Genomic DNA, 15,381 nt, shown 5'->3' with positions numbered 1-15,381 from the left:
TGAAAAGCGAGTCGAGCCGTGAGGTCTACGAAAATCGGCATCGTGACGGTTCTGTTCAAGTCGGACAGCGTCATCGATGGCTTCATCAAAAGCATGAATGCGCAAACGTTCCGCGAGTTCCATATTCTGTTCGTCGAGAATGACGTCGCCAACTTCCATTGCGAGCACGAGATCCGCAAGGGACTGACCGTACCGTTTACTTTCGTTCGTAATCGGGACAACGCGGGGGTTGCGGCGGGGAATAACCAGGGCATCGATTTCTTTCTCGGTGACCCGTCTTACACGCATATCCTGTTTCTGAACAACGACATCGAAGTCAATCCGGACTTCCTGCATCGGCAGGTCGACGTGCTCGCGAATCACCCGGAAGTGGATGCGCTCGCGCCAAAGATGTTCTATTACACGCCGGCCGAAAAGGTCTGGTATGCGGGTGGCAAGCTCAGCTATCTCAAGGGAGGCTGCCGACATTTTGGACACAACAAACGGGATCGGCTGACACGCGACGCGCTTTATCGCGTGGACTATGCGCCAACCTGCTCGCTGATCGTCAAGAGCTGGCCGCTGCGAGATTCAGGCATCAGGATGTGGGAAGAACTGTTCGTCTACTACGACGACACGGTCTTTTGCCATGAGCTGACTCAGGCCGGCATCCGCATTTACTTCACGCCGCGAATTCATCTCTGGCACAAGATCAGTTCGTCGACGGGCGGTGCGAAGTCGGAGTTCTCCCGCTACTTCATGACACGGAACTGGCTCTACTGGGGCATCCGTCGCCGTAACCTGGCGGTGCTCACGTCGGCGCTGGCCTTGGGTGGATTCCATTTTTTGGTGCGCAACAAGGTCGAAATGCGCGCGATGCGCGACGCGCTGCAGATGACCCGGTCGTTGCCGCAAACCTGATCGCAGAGCGCGGGCGGCGTTCGCCCGCACTCAACTGGAGAACTGGGGGAGAGATGGCGTATCGATATCACATGCGTGGAAGCAGCGTGATCAGGAAACTGACACTCGTGAAAAGCGAGTGGGAATATGAGCGCATTCTCGAATCGATGCGGCAGGTGCAACGACCGGTCGTCGTGTCGTTCCTGAATGCGCATGCTTTCAATCTCGCGTGGCAGGAGACCAATTACCGCAGGAGTCTGGTGGAATCTGATGTGCTGCTTCGCGACGGCGTCGGGGTCTCGATTCTCTTGTCGCTGCTCGGCGTCCATCCCGGCATCAACATGAACGGGACCGACCTGATTCCGAAGATGTTGAATCAGTCGTCGGGCCGCGTTGCGCTGATGGGTACTCGAGATCCCTATCTATCGATCGCCGCTGACAAGCTCGCTTCTTCCGGCGTATCGATCGCACTCAAGCTCGACGGATTTCTGCCCGACCATTGTTATGTGAACGCCGTTCTTTCGGGCAAACCGGATGTCGTGATTCTGGCGATGGGAATGCCCAAGCAGGAGCGTATCGCGCTTGCACTGAAAGACGCCGTGAACTGGCCGTGCCTGATCATCAATGGCGGAGCCATCCTTGATTTCATCTCGGGCCGCGTCACTCGCGCGCCCAATGTCGTTCAGTCGCTTCATCTCGAATGGCTGTTCCGCCTGGCACAAGAACCGAAACGGCTGTTTCGCCGCTACGTCCTGGGCAACTCGGTTTTCCTGTTTCGCGCACTACGAATATCGCGTTCGTTCAGGCGTGTGCGGCAGGAACAACAAGCGCTCATCTGACATGGCGATGACCGACGCGGAACACCAGGCAAACATCATCGCATCCGGCAAAGACCAATGAGAAAGATCGTCACGCTTGTTTATTATCACTCGATGGCGCGCTTCTTCTGCGCGATTGAAGACGCGTGGAAGCAGTACGAACCGGATGCAAAGTTTCTGCATCTCGCCGTGTTTCCCGGCGCGTGGGCCTATTTCAAGCTGCACGGCCGGGAGGTCGTCGCACTTTCCTGGCGCGCCCATGCGAGCTCGAGCGCGGAGACGGACCTATCGAACGAAGAGCTGCAAGCGCTGATCCGCTTCCATGCGTCCGCCCCGAACCTTGAACACCCGCAGGAAAAGAAGCTCCGACGCCAGGGCCGCAAGATGATGGCGCTTTGCGAAGCGCTCGTCACGCGATTCGATCCGGACGTGGCGATTGTCAGCGGCGACACGCGCTTGCCCGCCGAATCGCTGATGCGCGCATTGAAGCGCACGAAAGCCGCGACCTGGTACTTCGAACAAGGACCGTATCGCACTACCGTTCTCGATCGGCAAGGGGTCAATGCGAATTGTTCGTTCCGGCACGAACTCGCTGGCCTGCAGGCATCGGCAACGCCGTTCAATCCGGTCACGAATGCAACGCGATGGGGTAACAGGCTCTACACCTTGCTCGACCGTCTCGCTCTCGGCCAGGGCGCCATCACCGGCTTCGTGCCGCCTGATTTGTTGCCATACCGGCTCCGCAAGTGTTCGCGCGCGCGCTATGCGGCGCTCGGTTCCAAAGCGCCCGACAACATGGATGCTCGCAAGACGGTCCTCGTGGCCATGCAGGTACCCGAAGACGCGAACAATATCTACCACAACCCACTACGGCTCGACGACGTTGGGCTGTTGCAAATCGTGCTTGCAAGCGCCGATCCGTCATGGACGATCGTGGTCCGCGAACATCCGCTGTACCGCCGCAAGTACTCGCCCGCTTTCTATGACCTTGTTGCGGCATCCGGCAACGTCATCTTGAGCACTGCGCCGCTTTCGCAAGATCTCGATCGGTGTCGCATCACGGTCACCGTCAATTCGATGACGGGGCTCGATGCGTTTGCAAGGGAGCATCGCGTCATCGTGCTTGGAGAATCGTTCTACGACCATCTTCCGGGCATCCTGACCGCGAGGTCTCAGGACGAATTGCGTGCACTGCTCGTCGCTCAGAATGAGACGGGGTGCCCAAAGCCCGCGGAACTGCTCGGGCCGCTCATTGAAAAGTATTTCATCAGAGGGCACTTTACGGACATCGACCTGTCGTTCACGCGGTCGATTGCGCAGCGCGTTCTTGCTTCACTGCCGGCGGTGGCATGACGCTGGCGCGCATTGCAAACATCGCTGTCTCCATCCAGCGCAATCCCGTGGTCCGGCGCATCGCGTCGAGCTTCGTGTCGCGGGTGCTCGGCGCCGTCGCCAATCTTGCGTTCGTGGTCTATCTCGGCAGATATCTCGGGGCCGCACAGACGGGCCTTTACATGATCGGCCTGGGCGCGGCCACGCTGCTCTCGACGATTGGACGGCTCGGTCTGGAACAGATCGTCATTCGCGAGGGTGGTCCACTCGTGCGCGACGACCAATGGCACGCGCTGCGTAGTATCTACCATCGCACGGTGAGGTTGTGCCTGTGTGCCAGCATCGCGATTGCCGCTCTGCTGCTACTGGTCAACGACCCTCTCGCGCGTGACGTCTTCCATCAGGAAGCCCTTCGCGATGTCATGCCGTGGTTTGCAGCCTCGATCGTTCCGCTCGCTTTTGCGCTGCTGCATGTGCCTTTCCTGCAGATCATTCATCGCCCGGAAGCCAGTATCGCCATACTCAGCCTGTGGATTCCCCTCATTTCGTTGCCGCTGATGCTTCTTGTCCATCCTCAAACAGGAGTTCAAGGTGCACAGATCTATCTCGCAGCCAGCGTTTTCAATGCGGCACTTGCCTACGCGCAATGGCACCGCTTTATCGCTCACAAGGTCCAGGGCAGCGCACAATATGCTGTTCCACATCCGCCTCTGCTGAGCGCTGCTGCGCCGCTCCTGATTGGCAATGTCGGTCAGATGGCCTTGCTCTGGGTCGCAGTCTTCGCGGTAGGCATGTCGGCTTCGCCGGGTGCAGTCGGTGCGTACTCGATCGCGCAACGGGTCGCACTGACGTTGTCCGGCTTTCTCATACCGCCAATCGATGCTCTCGTGGGCCCGCGTATCGCAGTCATGCGAGGCGTCAAGACACGCGATGAAATAGAAGAAATGGTTCAGCGCATCTCGTCGCTGCTGTTCGTCGTTGCTGCTGGTGCGTTCATTCTGATCCTGTTGTTCGGTCCCGAGATCCTGAAGCTCTTCGGCGGCGAATTCGGCGAAGGCTATGGCGCGCTCGTGTTTTTGACATTGGGTCAACTGGTGATCGTCGCGAGCGGCTCGGTCAGGCCCTTGCTCGTCGTACACGGCCGCGAAAAAACCATCCGCAACGCGATGTCCGGGGCCGCCGCGTGCTGCATCTTCCTGTGTGCTGTCCTCCTTCCCCTCATCGGACCTGTAGGAGCGGCGATCGCCACGTCACTTTCCCTCGCGGGCGAGAAGATCGTGGAAGGCGTCGTTGCACGCCGCAGACTCGGCATATCGGTCTTTCCGCCCGTCGGATTGTATGCGCTGCAGTTCAAGAACTGGCTCGCCCGCAACGATGGACAACGATCATGAGGCTGACCATGGACCTCGGCATCTGGTTCAAGATTCGCAATCGGATCCGCACCTGCCTCCAATCAACGCTGTTTCCCCTGTTCTTTGCCAACTTCGGGCGAGGTGCGCGGATCCTCCGTCCGTTGAGGATCAGCGGATCCCAGAACATCTCGATCGGTTCAGGCGTTTTCATCAACAACGGCGCCTGGATAGAGACAATTCGATGCTTTAACCGCGAGCCGGCACTCGATATCCAGTCAGGTGTCTATATCGGCAATCACTGTCACATCATTGCAACGCAATCGATCGTCATCGAAGCTGACGTACTGATCGCCGATCGCGTATACATTGCCGACTATGTTCACGGCTATCAGGACACGCAGACGCCGATCAAGCATCAGCGATTGACGCCGCGCGCCCCCGTCCGCATTAGGGCCGGCGCATGGATAGGTGAAAACGTCGCATTGATCGGTTGCACGATTGGACGCAACAGTGTCGTCGGTGCCAACTCGGTTGTGACATCGGACGTTCCGGATTGCTGCATAGCCGTGGGCTCCCCCGCCAGGATCATACGACGCTGGAACCCGAATGCGAAGGACTGGGTACGCGTCAGGGACTCATTGCCCGCTGTGCAGACCGATCGCTAACCCCCGCTCTAGAAGCAGCTACCAATGAAAATCCATTTTGGACGCCGCGGCGCCAATGCCCTGCTTTTGACTGCGATATTGCTGGCGAGTGGCGGCTGGATAGTCGTCGTGCGCGTCGGCAACGCACCTCTTATTGCGGCGATATCGATCATCCTTCTTTGCGGGTTTCTCGGTTCTACCCGATTTCCACGCTCGATTAGCGGCATGTTTGTGATTTTGCTCGGTATCGTCTTTATTTCCAGCTACGCGCAGGATCTTTCGGTCGACGATAAGGAGTTTTTTGTGATTCTCAAAGGTCTGATCGCGATGATCGCCTGCATTCATTTCAAGCGCTCTCGCCTCGATTTCAGGGAACTGTTCGTCGATGTGATGTACTACACCGCTCTAATATCGCTGGTCCTCTATCCGATTGCGTACGTTGCACCCGGTATCGCGCGGCACATCGACGGTGAATACAGCACGGTGTTCGGCCTGCTTTACGTTCGCGCCACGGATATCGAACGCTTTGCGCACTATCGGAATCAGGGCTTCTTCTGGGAGGCCGGGGTGTATGGCGTCATGCTGACGCTCGCTTATATTTACAACGCGTTGATGTTTCGCAGGCGGCGCGGAATCGTGTTCCTGCTCGCAGCAATAACGACGCAATCGATGGGTGCCCTCTCTATTCTTTTACCGTTAGCGTGCTATCTCTACATCTATTCGCGGCAGCCGAAAGTCGCGAAGCTCCTTGCCACCTTGGTTGTCGTGTTCGTGGTTGCGGCCATTTCTCTTCCCAGCTTTGTCGGCGACGCATTCACCGTGCTGTTCGGGCGCAATGTCAACGACGACGCCAGCATTCTCGTGCGCATCAACGATCTGACATTGGGTTTGCGCGCCGCGTCGGACAGCCTGTGGCTCGGCAGACCGAGCGGAGACATGGACGCGTACAACGCGCTCGCTCTCGACGAATTCGGATACGTCAAGATAGAGGACAGCGGGATTTCGAATTCGCTGACATGGCTCGTGTACAAATACGGCATACCCGTTGGGCTAATCTATTGCGCCGTTTTGTGGCGGCGTGTCAGGCGTGACTTTGGAAGTGTCGCGCCGATCGTCTTCGCTGCATGGTGTGGCTTGCTAATGATCGAACCACTCGGCGTGTCCATCTTTATGTTCATGCTGCTGGCGTACAGGGACCGTCCCGCGCCGATCGACGTCTCATTCACGAACGAACCGACCGTCGTCAAACGTGAAGGCGATATGTCTCCGGCTTTGCCCTCCGTGTAAGAAGCTGTGCATGTACATCTCAGGAATATCGGCGCCGACAGACAAGACAATTTCGGCAGGCGAAATGAAAGAACGGTCGAATGAAGAACTACGCAATATCGATTCTGGTCGCTCGCGCGAGGCCCTCTGAGGCACTCCGTCGAGTATTCGCTGCCCACCGTGCGAGCGGAAGGTTCATCAATCACGCGCTTACATCCCTGATGTTTAGATCTTCATCGTTCAACGGAGCTTGACTCATATGTTGAAAGTAACAAAGGCCGTATTTCCCGTTGCCGGTCTCGGCACCCGGTTCCTGCCTGCGACAAAGGCAAGCCCCAAAGAGATGCTGCCCATCGTAGACAAGCCCTTGATCCAGTATGCTGTCGAAGAGGCCATCGATTCGGGCATTACGGAAATGATTTTTGTCACTGGCCGGAGCAAGCGGGCCATCGAAGATCACTTTGACAAGTCGTACGAGATCGAAGCCGAACTCGAGGCACGCGGTAAGGAGAAGCTGCTCTCGCTTGTTAGAAGTATCAAGCCCCGTCACATAGACTGCTTTTACGTCCGGCAGGCGGAGGCGCTCGGCCTCGGGCACGCCGTGTTATGTGCGGAGAAGCTAATTGGCGATAGTCCCTTCGTGGTGATGTTAGCCGACGATCTCCTGCTCGGCCAACCACCGGTTCTGCGACAGATGATTCGCGTATTCGACCACTACCATACTTCGGTGATTGGAGTCGAAGAGATCGATCGCCAGATGTCTGGCTCATACGGCGTAATCGACGGAAAACAATGGGAAGACAATATCTTTAAATTGTCCGGAATTGTGGAAAAACCAGTTCCTGCTGTTGCTCCGTCGAACTATGGTGTGGTTGGTCGCTATATCCTGAAACCTAAGATTTTCGAGCATTTGCACGCATTGCAGCCAGGCGCAGGCGGAGAAATCCAGCTCACAGATGCGTTGCAGAATTTGCTTAAAGATGAGCAGGTTCTAGCGTACAAGTATGACGGAAAGCGCTTTGATTGTGGCAGCAAGCTAGGATACTTGAAAGCAACAGTTGAATTCGCGTTACGTCACCCCGAAGTTGCGGGGGAGTTCGATCAGTATTTGAGGTCTCGGGTCGGTACGCCAGGCAATTCATTCATAGATCACATTGATTCTTAGACGGCAACCAGAATGCAGATCAGTTTGTTTCGATGACTGAATTCAATTGATTATTTCCGACAAAACCTTAGCGGTGAATGCCGACTAGATCTGGTGGCACCTTTAGTTCCGTTAGACTCATAGATGGTCGTAGAAGGACCTTCTCTCATTGGCATGTCTCTGTCCTTCGAGACACTGGCCTGCGTGACCCCCCCGTCCATCGCAGGTTCGACTTCGGCCCTTCATGACATGTCATGAAGGGCTTTTTTTCCTGAATCCGCTCGATCGATGAAAACGCTCGTTACCGATCTCGAGCCCAACGGATGTCAACCACTGTGCGCAGTCGAAAAAGCGGAACAACACGGGGCCTGTGATTGGAAACCTCACTGTGGAATGCAATCAGCAATGTCGGCGACGCCGCGTTGACCTTACCTCTCGCGATGGCGTGCGCGGTCTGGCTTCGGCTCTGCGATCCGATGTTGGCGCGTAGGTGGGTGTTCCTGCTGAGCATTGGAGCCGCACTAGTGGGAGCAACGAAGATTCTATATGCAGGTTGCGGCATCAGCATCTCCGCGATCGGCTTCCGCGTTATTAGCGGACACACGATGCTTGCCACCTCGGTCTGGACGGTTCTTCTTGCACTTGTATGCCAGGCCTCGGGTGCGAGTATGTGGAAGGCGTCTGGTGTTGGACTTGTCATCGGCGCGCTAACGGCAATGGCGCGAGTACTCGATCACGCCCATACGGTGTCGGAAGTCGTTGCCGGCTGGACCGTGGGAGCAACGGTTGGGATACTTTTTATTGGAACACTCGGACGGTCCCGGACAAAACTATTTCGGCCACTCGCCGCTGCTGGGACCTTATTTCTGATTACGTCTTTGGCGTATGGACACCATGTACCGATTCAGCGGCTAATTGACGAACACTCGCACTATTTTTGTGCCCGAACAGCTTGAAATGAAATACATCTGGGTGATGCGTGGCTTTCTGCTCAATTGTCCGCGGTGCAACCACCTAAGTATTAGCAGGTAGCCGATACGGCGCGCCGTTGATGCCCAGCGCCTCCGTCGACAAGAATGGGAGATTCGTTAAGGAGGCTTAATCGGACCACGCGAGCCCGCCGCCGGTTGGACGATCTTATCAAAGTTTCCGATAACCTGTATTTGCACGGGCCGCCTACCTGACGCATTGATTGATTATCGGACTGGTACGGTTACGCGAGCGTGGCCGTCTCACCGGTCGCGTAACGGGACAGGACGAGTCATGACGAATATCGTCCGCACTTTGTCACTCGCTGACACGCATGATTGCCTAAACTCCCTGCCAGGCAAGTAGTGGCTGGTGCAATCGGGACAGCATTGACCGGAGATATATGAGCACCGCTTTTGGCGCGCGCCGTGCCGGCCGTTCGGATTCACGTATGGTGCACGCCCGGGCTTCATGCGCCCCCCGAGTAACCCGGATAAACGGAATCGCCATGGAGTTCGTATTCACACTACTCGTAGTCTGCGCCATAGGCGCCGCGCTGCTCGCGGACTGGTGGCGCGCAAAGGTGGAAAAACGCGCAGACGAAGTGAAGGCCGAGGCGCATGCGCGAACGGATCTCCTGATCACAACGGCCGCGCTCATACTGCGTACGCACCCGCAGCGCGATGAAGTGATAGCAGCGGTAAAGGAGTTGTCTGGCGTGCAGGAGCGCCGATGGGACGATCCGCAATACAGCGCCGCGCTCAACGCAACGCTGCGCCGCCTCGCCGAGGAAAGCGGAGCGGCACAGCCGCGAGACTTGAACTGAGCGAAAGGGCGGCGCATCACGCCGTGGCCTGTTCGGTTGAATGGGCGGCGAGGTCGGCGTTTAACCACATTGACAGACGACACTGCCGCACCGGTTGACATATGAACAGGCGCTGCACAAGGCGAACCGCAACGGCTCGCCTTGTTATTGAGCGTGAGCAGATCGCTGCTTTTCCGTTGATGTCCACGCGTAACGACGGACAGCGAGGAACGGTCCGGCGCATGGGGCAACGTGTAAAGCGCTATGACGCACGCTTGCGCGCCCACACGGCGCAGGCCGCCGTCACCAGTAGCAGTACGACGGCCAGCGCGACGTTGCCTGCTGCGATGCCTATCAGCCGCTGGTAGGCGAGGCTGACATCGTCGCTGAGCCACAAGCGGTCATGCACGAACGCAAGGATGACCACCGCGCCGAACTGCGTGCCCGCATAGCTGATGTCCGAGTGCCCGAAGCGCAGATAGCATGAAAGCCACACGAACACGCTGACGGCGAGCAGACAGTACGCGACGCTGCCCGCCGTCAGTGGCAGCACGCCGAACACGACGGCGCAGCCTAGCGCGCAGCCGAGCAGCCGGTGGCACATCCGCTGTACGACGCGGTAAAGCGACCACGTGCCCTGTGCATCGACGGGAACCATCAGCACGACGATGGCTGTCGTCATTGCCTGAGCGAAGCCGTCGGTGGGATAACGCCACGCGAGATACGCCAGCACCGACAGTGTGATCGCACCGATCATTGTGTGCGGCACGCGACCGAGAGTCCGGTCCGTGAACGCGTGCGCGACGGCGGGACGGACGGCGCTGGCTTCGGGGTCGCGCGCATCGAGCACCGACATCACCGCCGCACCAGGCAGCGTTACGCCCAGGTAAGCCGTCGTGCCGACCAGCGCATTGAGCCACAACGCCTGCGCGACGCTGCGCAGGTCCGCAGCGGGTTGCGCATGAGTCGTCGCCACGACGTAGAGTGCGAGCGCTGTTGACAGAATCCACATGTAGCCCGCTGAGCGCTTCGTCGCCAGATACAGCCCGGCGGCCGACAGGCACGCCACGAGCAACACGAACTGTGCGACGTCGTTCGCGCAGAAGCGCGACAGCAGCACCCCGGCGACCGTCCCGCCGAATGTGCCGGCGATCTGCTGCACGCCGAGATCGAGCGCGGCGCCGAGCGTGAGGCCCGTCAGCGAAAACGCGCAGATCGCGGCCCACCAGATTTCGGGCAGCCCCAATGATCGGCTTGCATAGATGGCAAGGAGCGTCGCAAGCACCGCTTCCGTGCAACGGCGCAGTCGCGCCAGGAAGGCGCGCGAAGACAGCTCCGCACGGAACGCGGCGAGCGTATTGCGCAACGCGAGCAGGAACGTGTCGAACATTGTGTCGGCGGATGCACTGGCGGGACGCGCGCCGTCCACAAGTGACGGCTCATGCATAGTACTGCCTCGGCCGCGTCCGTATCCGCCAAAGCCGCAACTACCTTGATGGGAGGCGGCGGCACTCGCGGTCGCTGTCGTGTCGCAAACAACATTGATTGATGAACTCCACAATTTCTGAAGCCACCAAGTCCACGACCCTTGGGGCGGAAGGCAGCCGACTACAACTCCCGCCCGGAAAACCCCGCCAGGTATGACTCCCACCGCGACGAACCGTCAGATACCCATAATCGTACCCATACTTCCACGGATCGACCGGCCTGTCAGGCCCTCGGCTGATTCACGCACGGCCCGCGCTGCTCGCTCCGCTTCGTCGATAACACGGCTGCAGCCCACTGCGATCCAGCAACGCGGGGATCTTCGAGTTCGGATTGATGTCCACGAAGCCGCTGCCAAACTGCTCACCCTCGCCGATCCTGATCAGCCAGGCGTCATACTCGGCCGCCGAATAGCCGGCTGCGAGCAGTTCCTCCAGCAGGATCGTGACCTTTACGCCATTGGGCGTGCCCAGCGAATAAAGCTGCAGCGGATGGCGCCCGACAGGCAGCACCTTTTCATGCGTCGGCCCGGCGACCGGTCGGTTGATGTTCGCAAAGATGCCACCGTTGGGTTTGTTCCAGGTCAGACCTTCGGGGGAATATCGTCGAGAGAATCAGCCATGCAGTTCTCCGTAACGGCTCAGTGCCGATTCAGGCAACCAGCGGATAGTTGGACGGGAACAGCGCGCGACGGGTCTCCTCGTCGTTGACCTTCTTGAACTCGTAGTCCTTGCCGACTGCTCTGGCGCGGGCCGCCGCTGGGCGTGCATCGACTGTTTCGAACAGCCGCTTGAGGTTGGGAAACGACCCCAGCGGATCGTCGGCCCCCTTGAGCACACGCGAAGCGCGATCGAGCCATCCCCATGCCGATATATCCGCGATTGTGTACGTTTCACCCACGATGTACGTCCGCCCTTCCAGATGGTCGTTCAGAACCTGGTAGTGGCGCTCGGCTTCACGTCGATAACGGTTCACCGCATAGTCGAGCCCTTCGGGCGCGGCGAACTGGAAGTGCACTGCCTGGCCCGAGAATGGCCCCAGACCGGATGCCAGGAACAGGAGCCACGAAAGCAGCTCGGGTCTGTCCTCCGGTGCGCCCTGCAATTTGCCGGTCTTCTCCGCCAGGTAGAGCAGGATCGCCGTGGAGTCGAACACACGCGCTTCCTTGCCGCCCGGCCCGTCTGTATCGACGATGGCAGGCACCTTGCCGTTGGGGTTGATCGCGCGGAATTGCGGCGTGTGCTGCTCGCCCTTGCTCGTATCGATGGGGACCATCTCGTAGGGAAGACCCGTCTCCTCGAGAAACAGGGCAATCTTGGCCGGATTTGGCGTGGGGTGGAAGTAAAAGCGGATCATGGCGGTACCTTCAGGTTTGCGAATGGGTTGATGCACGCGGCACTGCTGCAATGCGCGCGGGCGCGGGTCTGGAAGCGAGCAGTACACCGAAAACGATGATGACGATCGACACACCTTCAGCCAGCGACGGCGTTTCGCCGAGAACGGGTATGGCGAGAACCGAGGCAACAGCAGGAAGCAGCGCAATGACAGCAGTGGCAGCCGAAGAGCCGAGCAGGGAAACGGCCCGGTTATAGGTGATGAGCGCGACGCCACTCATCAGCACGCCTTGATAAATCCCCTGCAAGGCGATCTCGCCCGGGGAGGCAAGGCTGAACCGGCTGAGGCCGAGGAACAGATAGACTGGAAGATAAAGCGCCATCGACCAGAGGCAGATCAGCGCAGCGGACTGGATCGGTGTCAGGCCGCTGCGTCGAAACAGCAGCGTATAGATGGCCCACATCGCGGCAGCGGCCGTCAGTGCGAACATGCCAAAAGGATTGGGTTTGCCATGGGCTGCTACACCGGCACCCGCCAGGCAAACGAGCCCTGTAATGATCGCCGCATAGCCGATCCAGCGTGACCTTCCCTGCCGCTCACGCAGGAAACCCCAACCGAACACGCCGGCGAAGACTGGCATCAACGTCGGTGCGACAGACGCGGCCTGAGCCGCCGAAGTCAGCTTCAACCCGAGTGCGACGAGCAGTACGAAAGGCACGCCCCACAACACCGCAAATATCAAACCCTCGCCCCAGGCGGCGGCAGACAGGCGGGAGCCCCGGCGCACGACAGTCGGCGCGAGAAGCATGCCGCCAATGCCGAACCTAAGCGCGGCAATGTCCCAGATGCGAAGCTCGCGGGTGACACCGAGCCGTGTCACGACAAACCAGCCCGAGAAGATCATGACCGTGAGCGCTGCCCAGGCGAATCCCGACAGTCGTATGCGTGAGGCTTTTCGCTGCGCCTGCTCAGGGTCGACGGCCGCCGCAACCGATACCTTGCCGCTTGCCATCGATCAGGCCGCTAGAAGCGCTTTCACGGCAGCGAGAATCGCATCCGGTTCGAGCCGCTTGCGGTAATCGGCCTCGATACCGGCGAGCACAATGCGCCCATCCGGAGCAATCACATAGGTGGCGGGAACCGGCAATTCCCAGCTCCCGTCGCCATTGATCGCTGGCAACGCCTTGTTGTTCGAGCGCAGTGCCTCACGCAGATCCTCGGGCAGTGCATAAACCAGTCCGAAGCGGCGCGCGACGGAATTACCTGCATCGCTCAGGATATCGAAGGTTAGCGCGTTTGTCTGCGCAGTGGTCAGCGAACCGTCGGGCAGCTGCGGCGAGATCGCGACCAGCCGGGCGCCCAGCGCGGCCATCTCAGGAAGGATCGCCTGATAAGCCCGCAACTGGATATTGCAGTAGGGACACCATCCGCCGCGATAAAACGTAAGCACGACGGGTCCGTGCTGCAACAGTGCCGAAAGCGAGATCCGATTGCCATGTACGTCCGGTAGCGAAAAGTCCGGCGCTTCATCGCCAGTTCCGACTGCCTGGTCCAGCGCGAACGTGGCACGCAGTTCGTCGATCCTGGCCTCGTAGAGCGCGACGCGCCCGGATGGCGCAATGCGCGCGAACTCCGCCCTGAAGCTGTCCAGTTGCGCCTGCAGTCCCATGACTCTTCTCCTCCACGCGATGCCTCCACGGGGCACCATGCACCCACCGCTATATTCAGGTCGCGCCCTTTTCGTTTTAGAACGCGCATTCTATAATCGCTCATCGCAGCGAAGTTGGCAAGCTCGCTGCGCCATGATGGATCCAGGTGACAGAGATGGCGAGACCAAGGGAATTTGACGAAGACGCAGTGCTGGACGCAACGGTCCAGTGCTTCTGGAGGCACGGCTACGAGGCGACGTCGGTGAAAGATCTCACCGGGAAAACAGGTCTCACCGCCGCAAGCCTTTACAACGCGTACGGAGACAAGCGCGGCCTGTTCCGGGCAGCGCTCGATCGCTACGTAAGCGAAAGCATAGGCAACCGCATACGGCGGTGCGAAGCGCTCCCTCCCCTTGAGGCGATCCACTCGTTCTTCGACGAGATCCTGCGCCGCTCGTTGAACGATCGCCAGCATAAGGGTTGTATGCTCGTGAACTCGGCCCTGGAGATGGCACCGCACGATGCTGAGTTCCAGAAGATCATCGCCGGCGTTCTTACCCGTATCGAAGGCTTTTTTCTCGGGTGCATCAGAACAGGTCAGGCCGACGGGACCATTACGCAATCACAGCCGGCCGCAGTCCTCGCCCGGCACCTGCTTGGCGTTCTGATGGGTGTTCGCGTCCTGGCGCGCGTTCGTCCGGAAAAAGCGCTGCTGGAAGGGGTGATTGCGCCAGCGCTCGCCCAGCTTGTACCGCCCGAGGATGCGCCGAACTGACGTGCCATGAAAGATGAGTGCTTTCAGGCAGGTACTTCGGGCAGGCAATCCACGCCACGCACGATGGGAGACCAGGCGCCAGAGTTCAGCAATGCGCGTGGCGAGGCTTCCACACCGATTTCTGCGTAGACCTTTTTGCCCGGTCGGCAACAACAGCAAACGGCAACTCCGCAACGAAGGGCCGCAATTCATCCGCACCGGAATGGAACACTGCGACGTCCAGAATGCCGGCCGACGCGATCTCGGTGTGCCCTTGCGCCGTCGAGTGCAGATGAGATTGCAAACGGGGAGCGGGGCATTGCGCTACGTACCGTAGTGAGCTACCTAAGCGGTGCACTCCCAGGCAACTCGCTGCGCTGGGTGGGCCCGGCACCCATGCATGGCCGGCGAATCCCGCAGCAGATTTCCGCTATTGCCGGCAACCGCTCGCACCGCTCGCGGTATACCGTCTGACGCCGAGTTTCGTGAAGGGATAGCCGTCATCTTCCGCGGACTGGCATGCCTGGTCTCGACTTCTGCAGCCCGCTGCAGAACAACCTGAATTACCCTCACTCGATTGTCAATCGGTGACCGAAACCCTTGCGTTGAAGGGCGTTACGACCGTGGCGGGAAATGGCGTCGCTGCCTGGTTGCGTAGGCACGCCACTTCTAGAAGTTCACAGCCGCTTCCATACATCGGCCACTTACGGCGAATCGCTCGAAGTTCCTAAATCCACGCAAGAATGGCGCAACAAGGTCTTCATTCAGCGCCATCGCATAACCTGTGGAGAGACGGCGGTCTGCGAATTTCGCGCGACTCGAGCGTTGTGCATCAAACAAGCCGATCGAAACCTCAAAGCGGTCACGATTCCGGATTGCATTCGCACCGCATGCACTTGAAAGGGAGCTTCGGCTCAACCCACGGACGATCCGAATGGGGCTGGCAATC

At 59.1% G+C, this 15,381-nt stretch carries 14 protein-coding genes and 1 pseudogene; 10 read left to right on the top strand and 5 right to left on the bottom strand.

Going from position 1 to position 15,381, the window contains the following annotated elements:
* The first annotated feature begins 18 nt into the window (after positions 1–18).
* The 9 genes from C2L66_RS18505 to C2L66_RS18465 all read left to right on the top strand — a co-directional run bounded on the left by C2L66_RS18505 (position 19) and on the right by C2L66_RS18465 (position 9,230).
* Entirely contained in the window at positions 19–900 is an 882-nt protein-coding gene (locus C2L66_RS18505; RefSeq protein ID WP_060603915.1) for a glycosyltransferase family 2 protein, read from the top strand.
* A 173-nt stretch (positions 901–1,073) separates the two neighbouring features.
* Positions 1,074–1,718 carry a WecB/TagA/CpsF family glycosyltransferase gene (locus C2L66_RS18500; RefSeq protein ID WP_233444998.1) on the top strand — a complete coding sequence of 215 codons (645 nt, stop codon included), beginning with the start codon at positions 1,074–1,076 and terminating at the stop codon, positions 1,716–1,718.
* A gap of 57 nt (positions 1,719–1,775) precedes the next feature.
* Positions 1,776–3,050 carry a capsular polysaccharide export protein, LipB/KpsS family gene (locus C2L66_RS18495; RefSeq protein WP_060603921.1) on the top strand — a complete coding sequence of 425 codons (1,275 nt, stop codon included), beginning with the start codon at positions 1,776–1,778 and terminating at the stop codon, positions 3,048–3,050.
* On the top strand, positions 3,047–4,420 hold the full coding sequence (locus C2L66_RS18490) for an oligosaccharide flippase family protein (RefSeq protein WP_060603924.1): 1,374 nt from the start codon (positions 3,047–3,049) through the stop codon (positions 4,418–4,420). Before C2L66_RS18495 ends, C2L66_RS18490 begins: the two co-directional genes overlap by 4 nt.
* Before the next feature lie 8 nt (positions 4,421–4,428).
* Positions 4,429–5,046, top strand: a complete 618-nt coding sequence (locus tag C2L66_RS18485) for an acyltransferase (RefSeq protein ID WP_060606941.1) — start codon at positions 4,429–4,431, stop codon at positions 5,044–5,046.
* A 108-nt stretch (positions 5,047–5,154) separates the two neighbouring features.
* The gene (locus tag C2L66_RS18480) at positions 5,155–6,312 is read left to right on the top strand and encodes an O-antigen ligase family protein (RefSeq protein WP_233444997.1); all 1,158 of its coding nucleotides are present in this window, start codon (positions 5,155–5,157) and stop codon (positions 6,310–6,312) included.
* A 238-nt stretch (positions 6,313–6,550) separates the two neighbouring features.
* Entirely contained in the window at positions 6,551–7,456 is a 906-nt protein-coding gene (gene galU, locus C2L66_RS18475) for a UTP--glucose-1-phosphate uridylyltransferase GalU (RefSeq protein WP_060603929.1), read from the top strand.
* Between the two features lie 365 nt (positions 7,457–7,821).
* Positions 7,822–8,391, top strand: coding sequence for a phosphatase PAP2 family protein (locus tag C2L66_RS18470; protein WP_082670462.1), 570 nt, complete (start codon positions 7,822–7,824; stop codon positions 8,389–8,391).
* Between the two features lie 416 nt (positions 8,392–8,807).
* Positions 8,808–9,230 (top strand): hypothetical protein, encoded by a 423-nt coding sequence (locus tag C2L66_RS18465; protein WP_233444996.1) that lies wholly within the window; start codon positions 8,808–8,810, stop codon positions 9,228–9,230.
* 241 nt (positions 9,231–9,471) lie between these two features.
* Here the strand turns inward: C2L66_RS18465 and C2L66_RS18460 are convergent, their stop codons facing one another.
* The 5 genes and pseudogenes from C2L66_RS18460 to C2L66_RS18440 all read right to left on the bottom strand — a co-directional run bounded on the left by C2L66_RS18460 (position 9,472) and on the right by C2L66_RS18440 (position 13,698).
* Positions 9,472–10,656, bottom strand: coding sequence for an FUSC family protein (locus C2L66_RS18460; protein ID WP_233444995.1), 1,185 nt, complete (start codon positions 10,654–10,656; stop codon positions 9,472–9,474).
* Positions 10,657–10,978: 322 nt separating this feature from the next.
* Positions 10,979–11,316, bottom strand: a pseudogene (locus C2L66_RS18455) (glutathione-dependent disulfide-bond oxidoreductase); the annotation flags it as partial.
* 29 nt (positions 11,317–11,345) lie between these two features.
* Positions 11,346–12,050 carry a glutathione S-transferase family protein gene (locus C2L66_RS18450; protein ID WP_060603934.1) on the bottom strand — a complete coding sequence of 235 codons (705 nt, stop codon included), beginning with the start codon at positions 12,048–12,050 and terminating at the stop codon, positions 11,346–11,348.
* Between the two features lie 10 nt (positions 12,051–12,060).
* Positions 12,061–13,041 carry a DMT family transporter gene (locus C2L66_RS18445; RefSeq protein ID WP_060603937.1) on the bottom strand — a complete coding sequence of 327 codons (981 nt, stop codon included), beginning with the start codon at positions 13,039–13,041 and terminating at the stop codon, positions 12,061–12,063.
* A 3-nt stretch (positions 13,042–13,044) separates the two neighbouring features.
* Positions 13,045–13,698, bottom strand: a complete 654-nt coding sequence (locus C2L66_RS18440; RefSeq protein WP_060603940.1) for a peroxiredoxin-like family protein — start codon at positions 13,696–13,698, stop codon at positions 13,045–13,047.
* Positions 13,699–13,853: 155 nt separating this feature from the next.
* Between C2L66_RS18440 and C2L66_RS18435 the strand changes: the two genes are divergently transcribed.
* A complete protein-coding gene (locus C2L66_RS18435; RefSeq protein WP_054932798.1) occupies positions 13,854–14,453 on the top strand; it encodes a TetR/AcrR family transcriptional regulator in 600 nt (199 codons plus the stop codon).
* The last annotated feature ends 928 nt before the right edge of the window (positions 14,454–15,381 follow it).

The organism is Paraburkholderia caribensis, assembly GCF_002902945.1.
In the GTDB taxonomy this organism is placed as follows: domain Bacteria; phylum Pseudomonadota; class Gammaproteobacteria; order Burkholderiales; family Burkholderiaceae; genus Paraburkholderia; species Paraburkholderia caribensis.
This window is presented reverse-complemented; position numbering and strand designations above follow the sequence as displayed.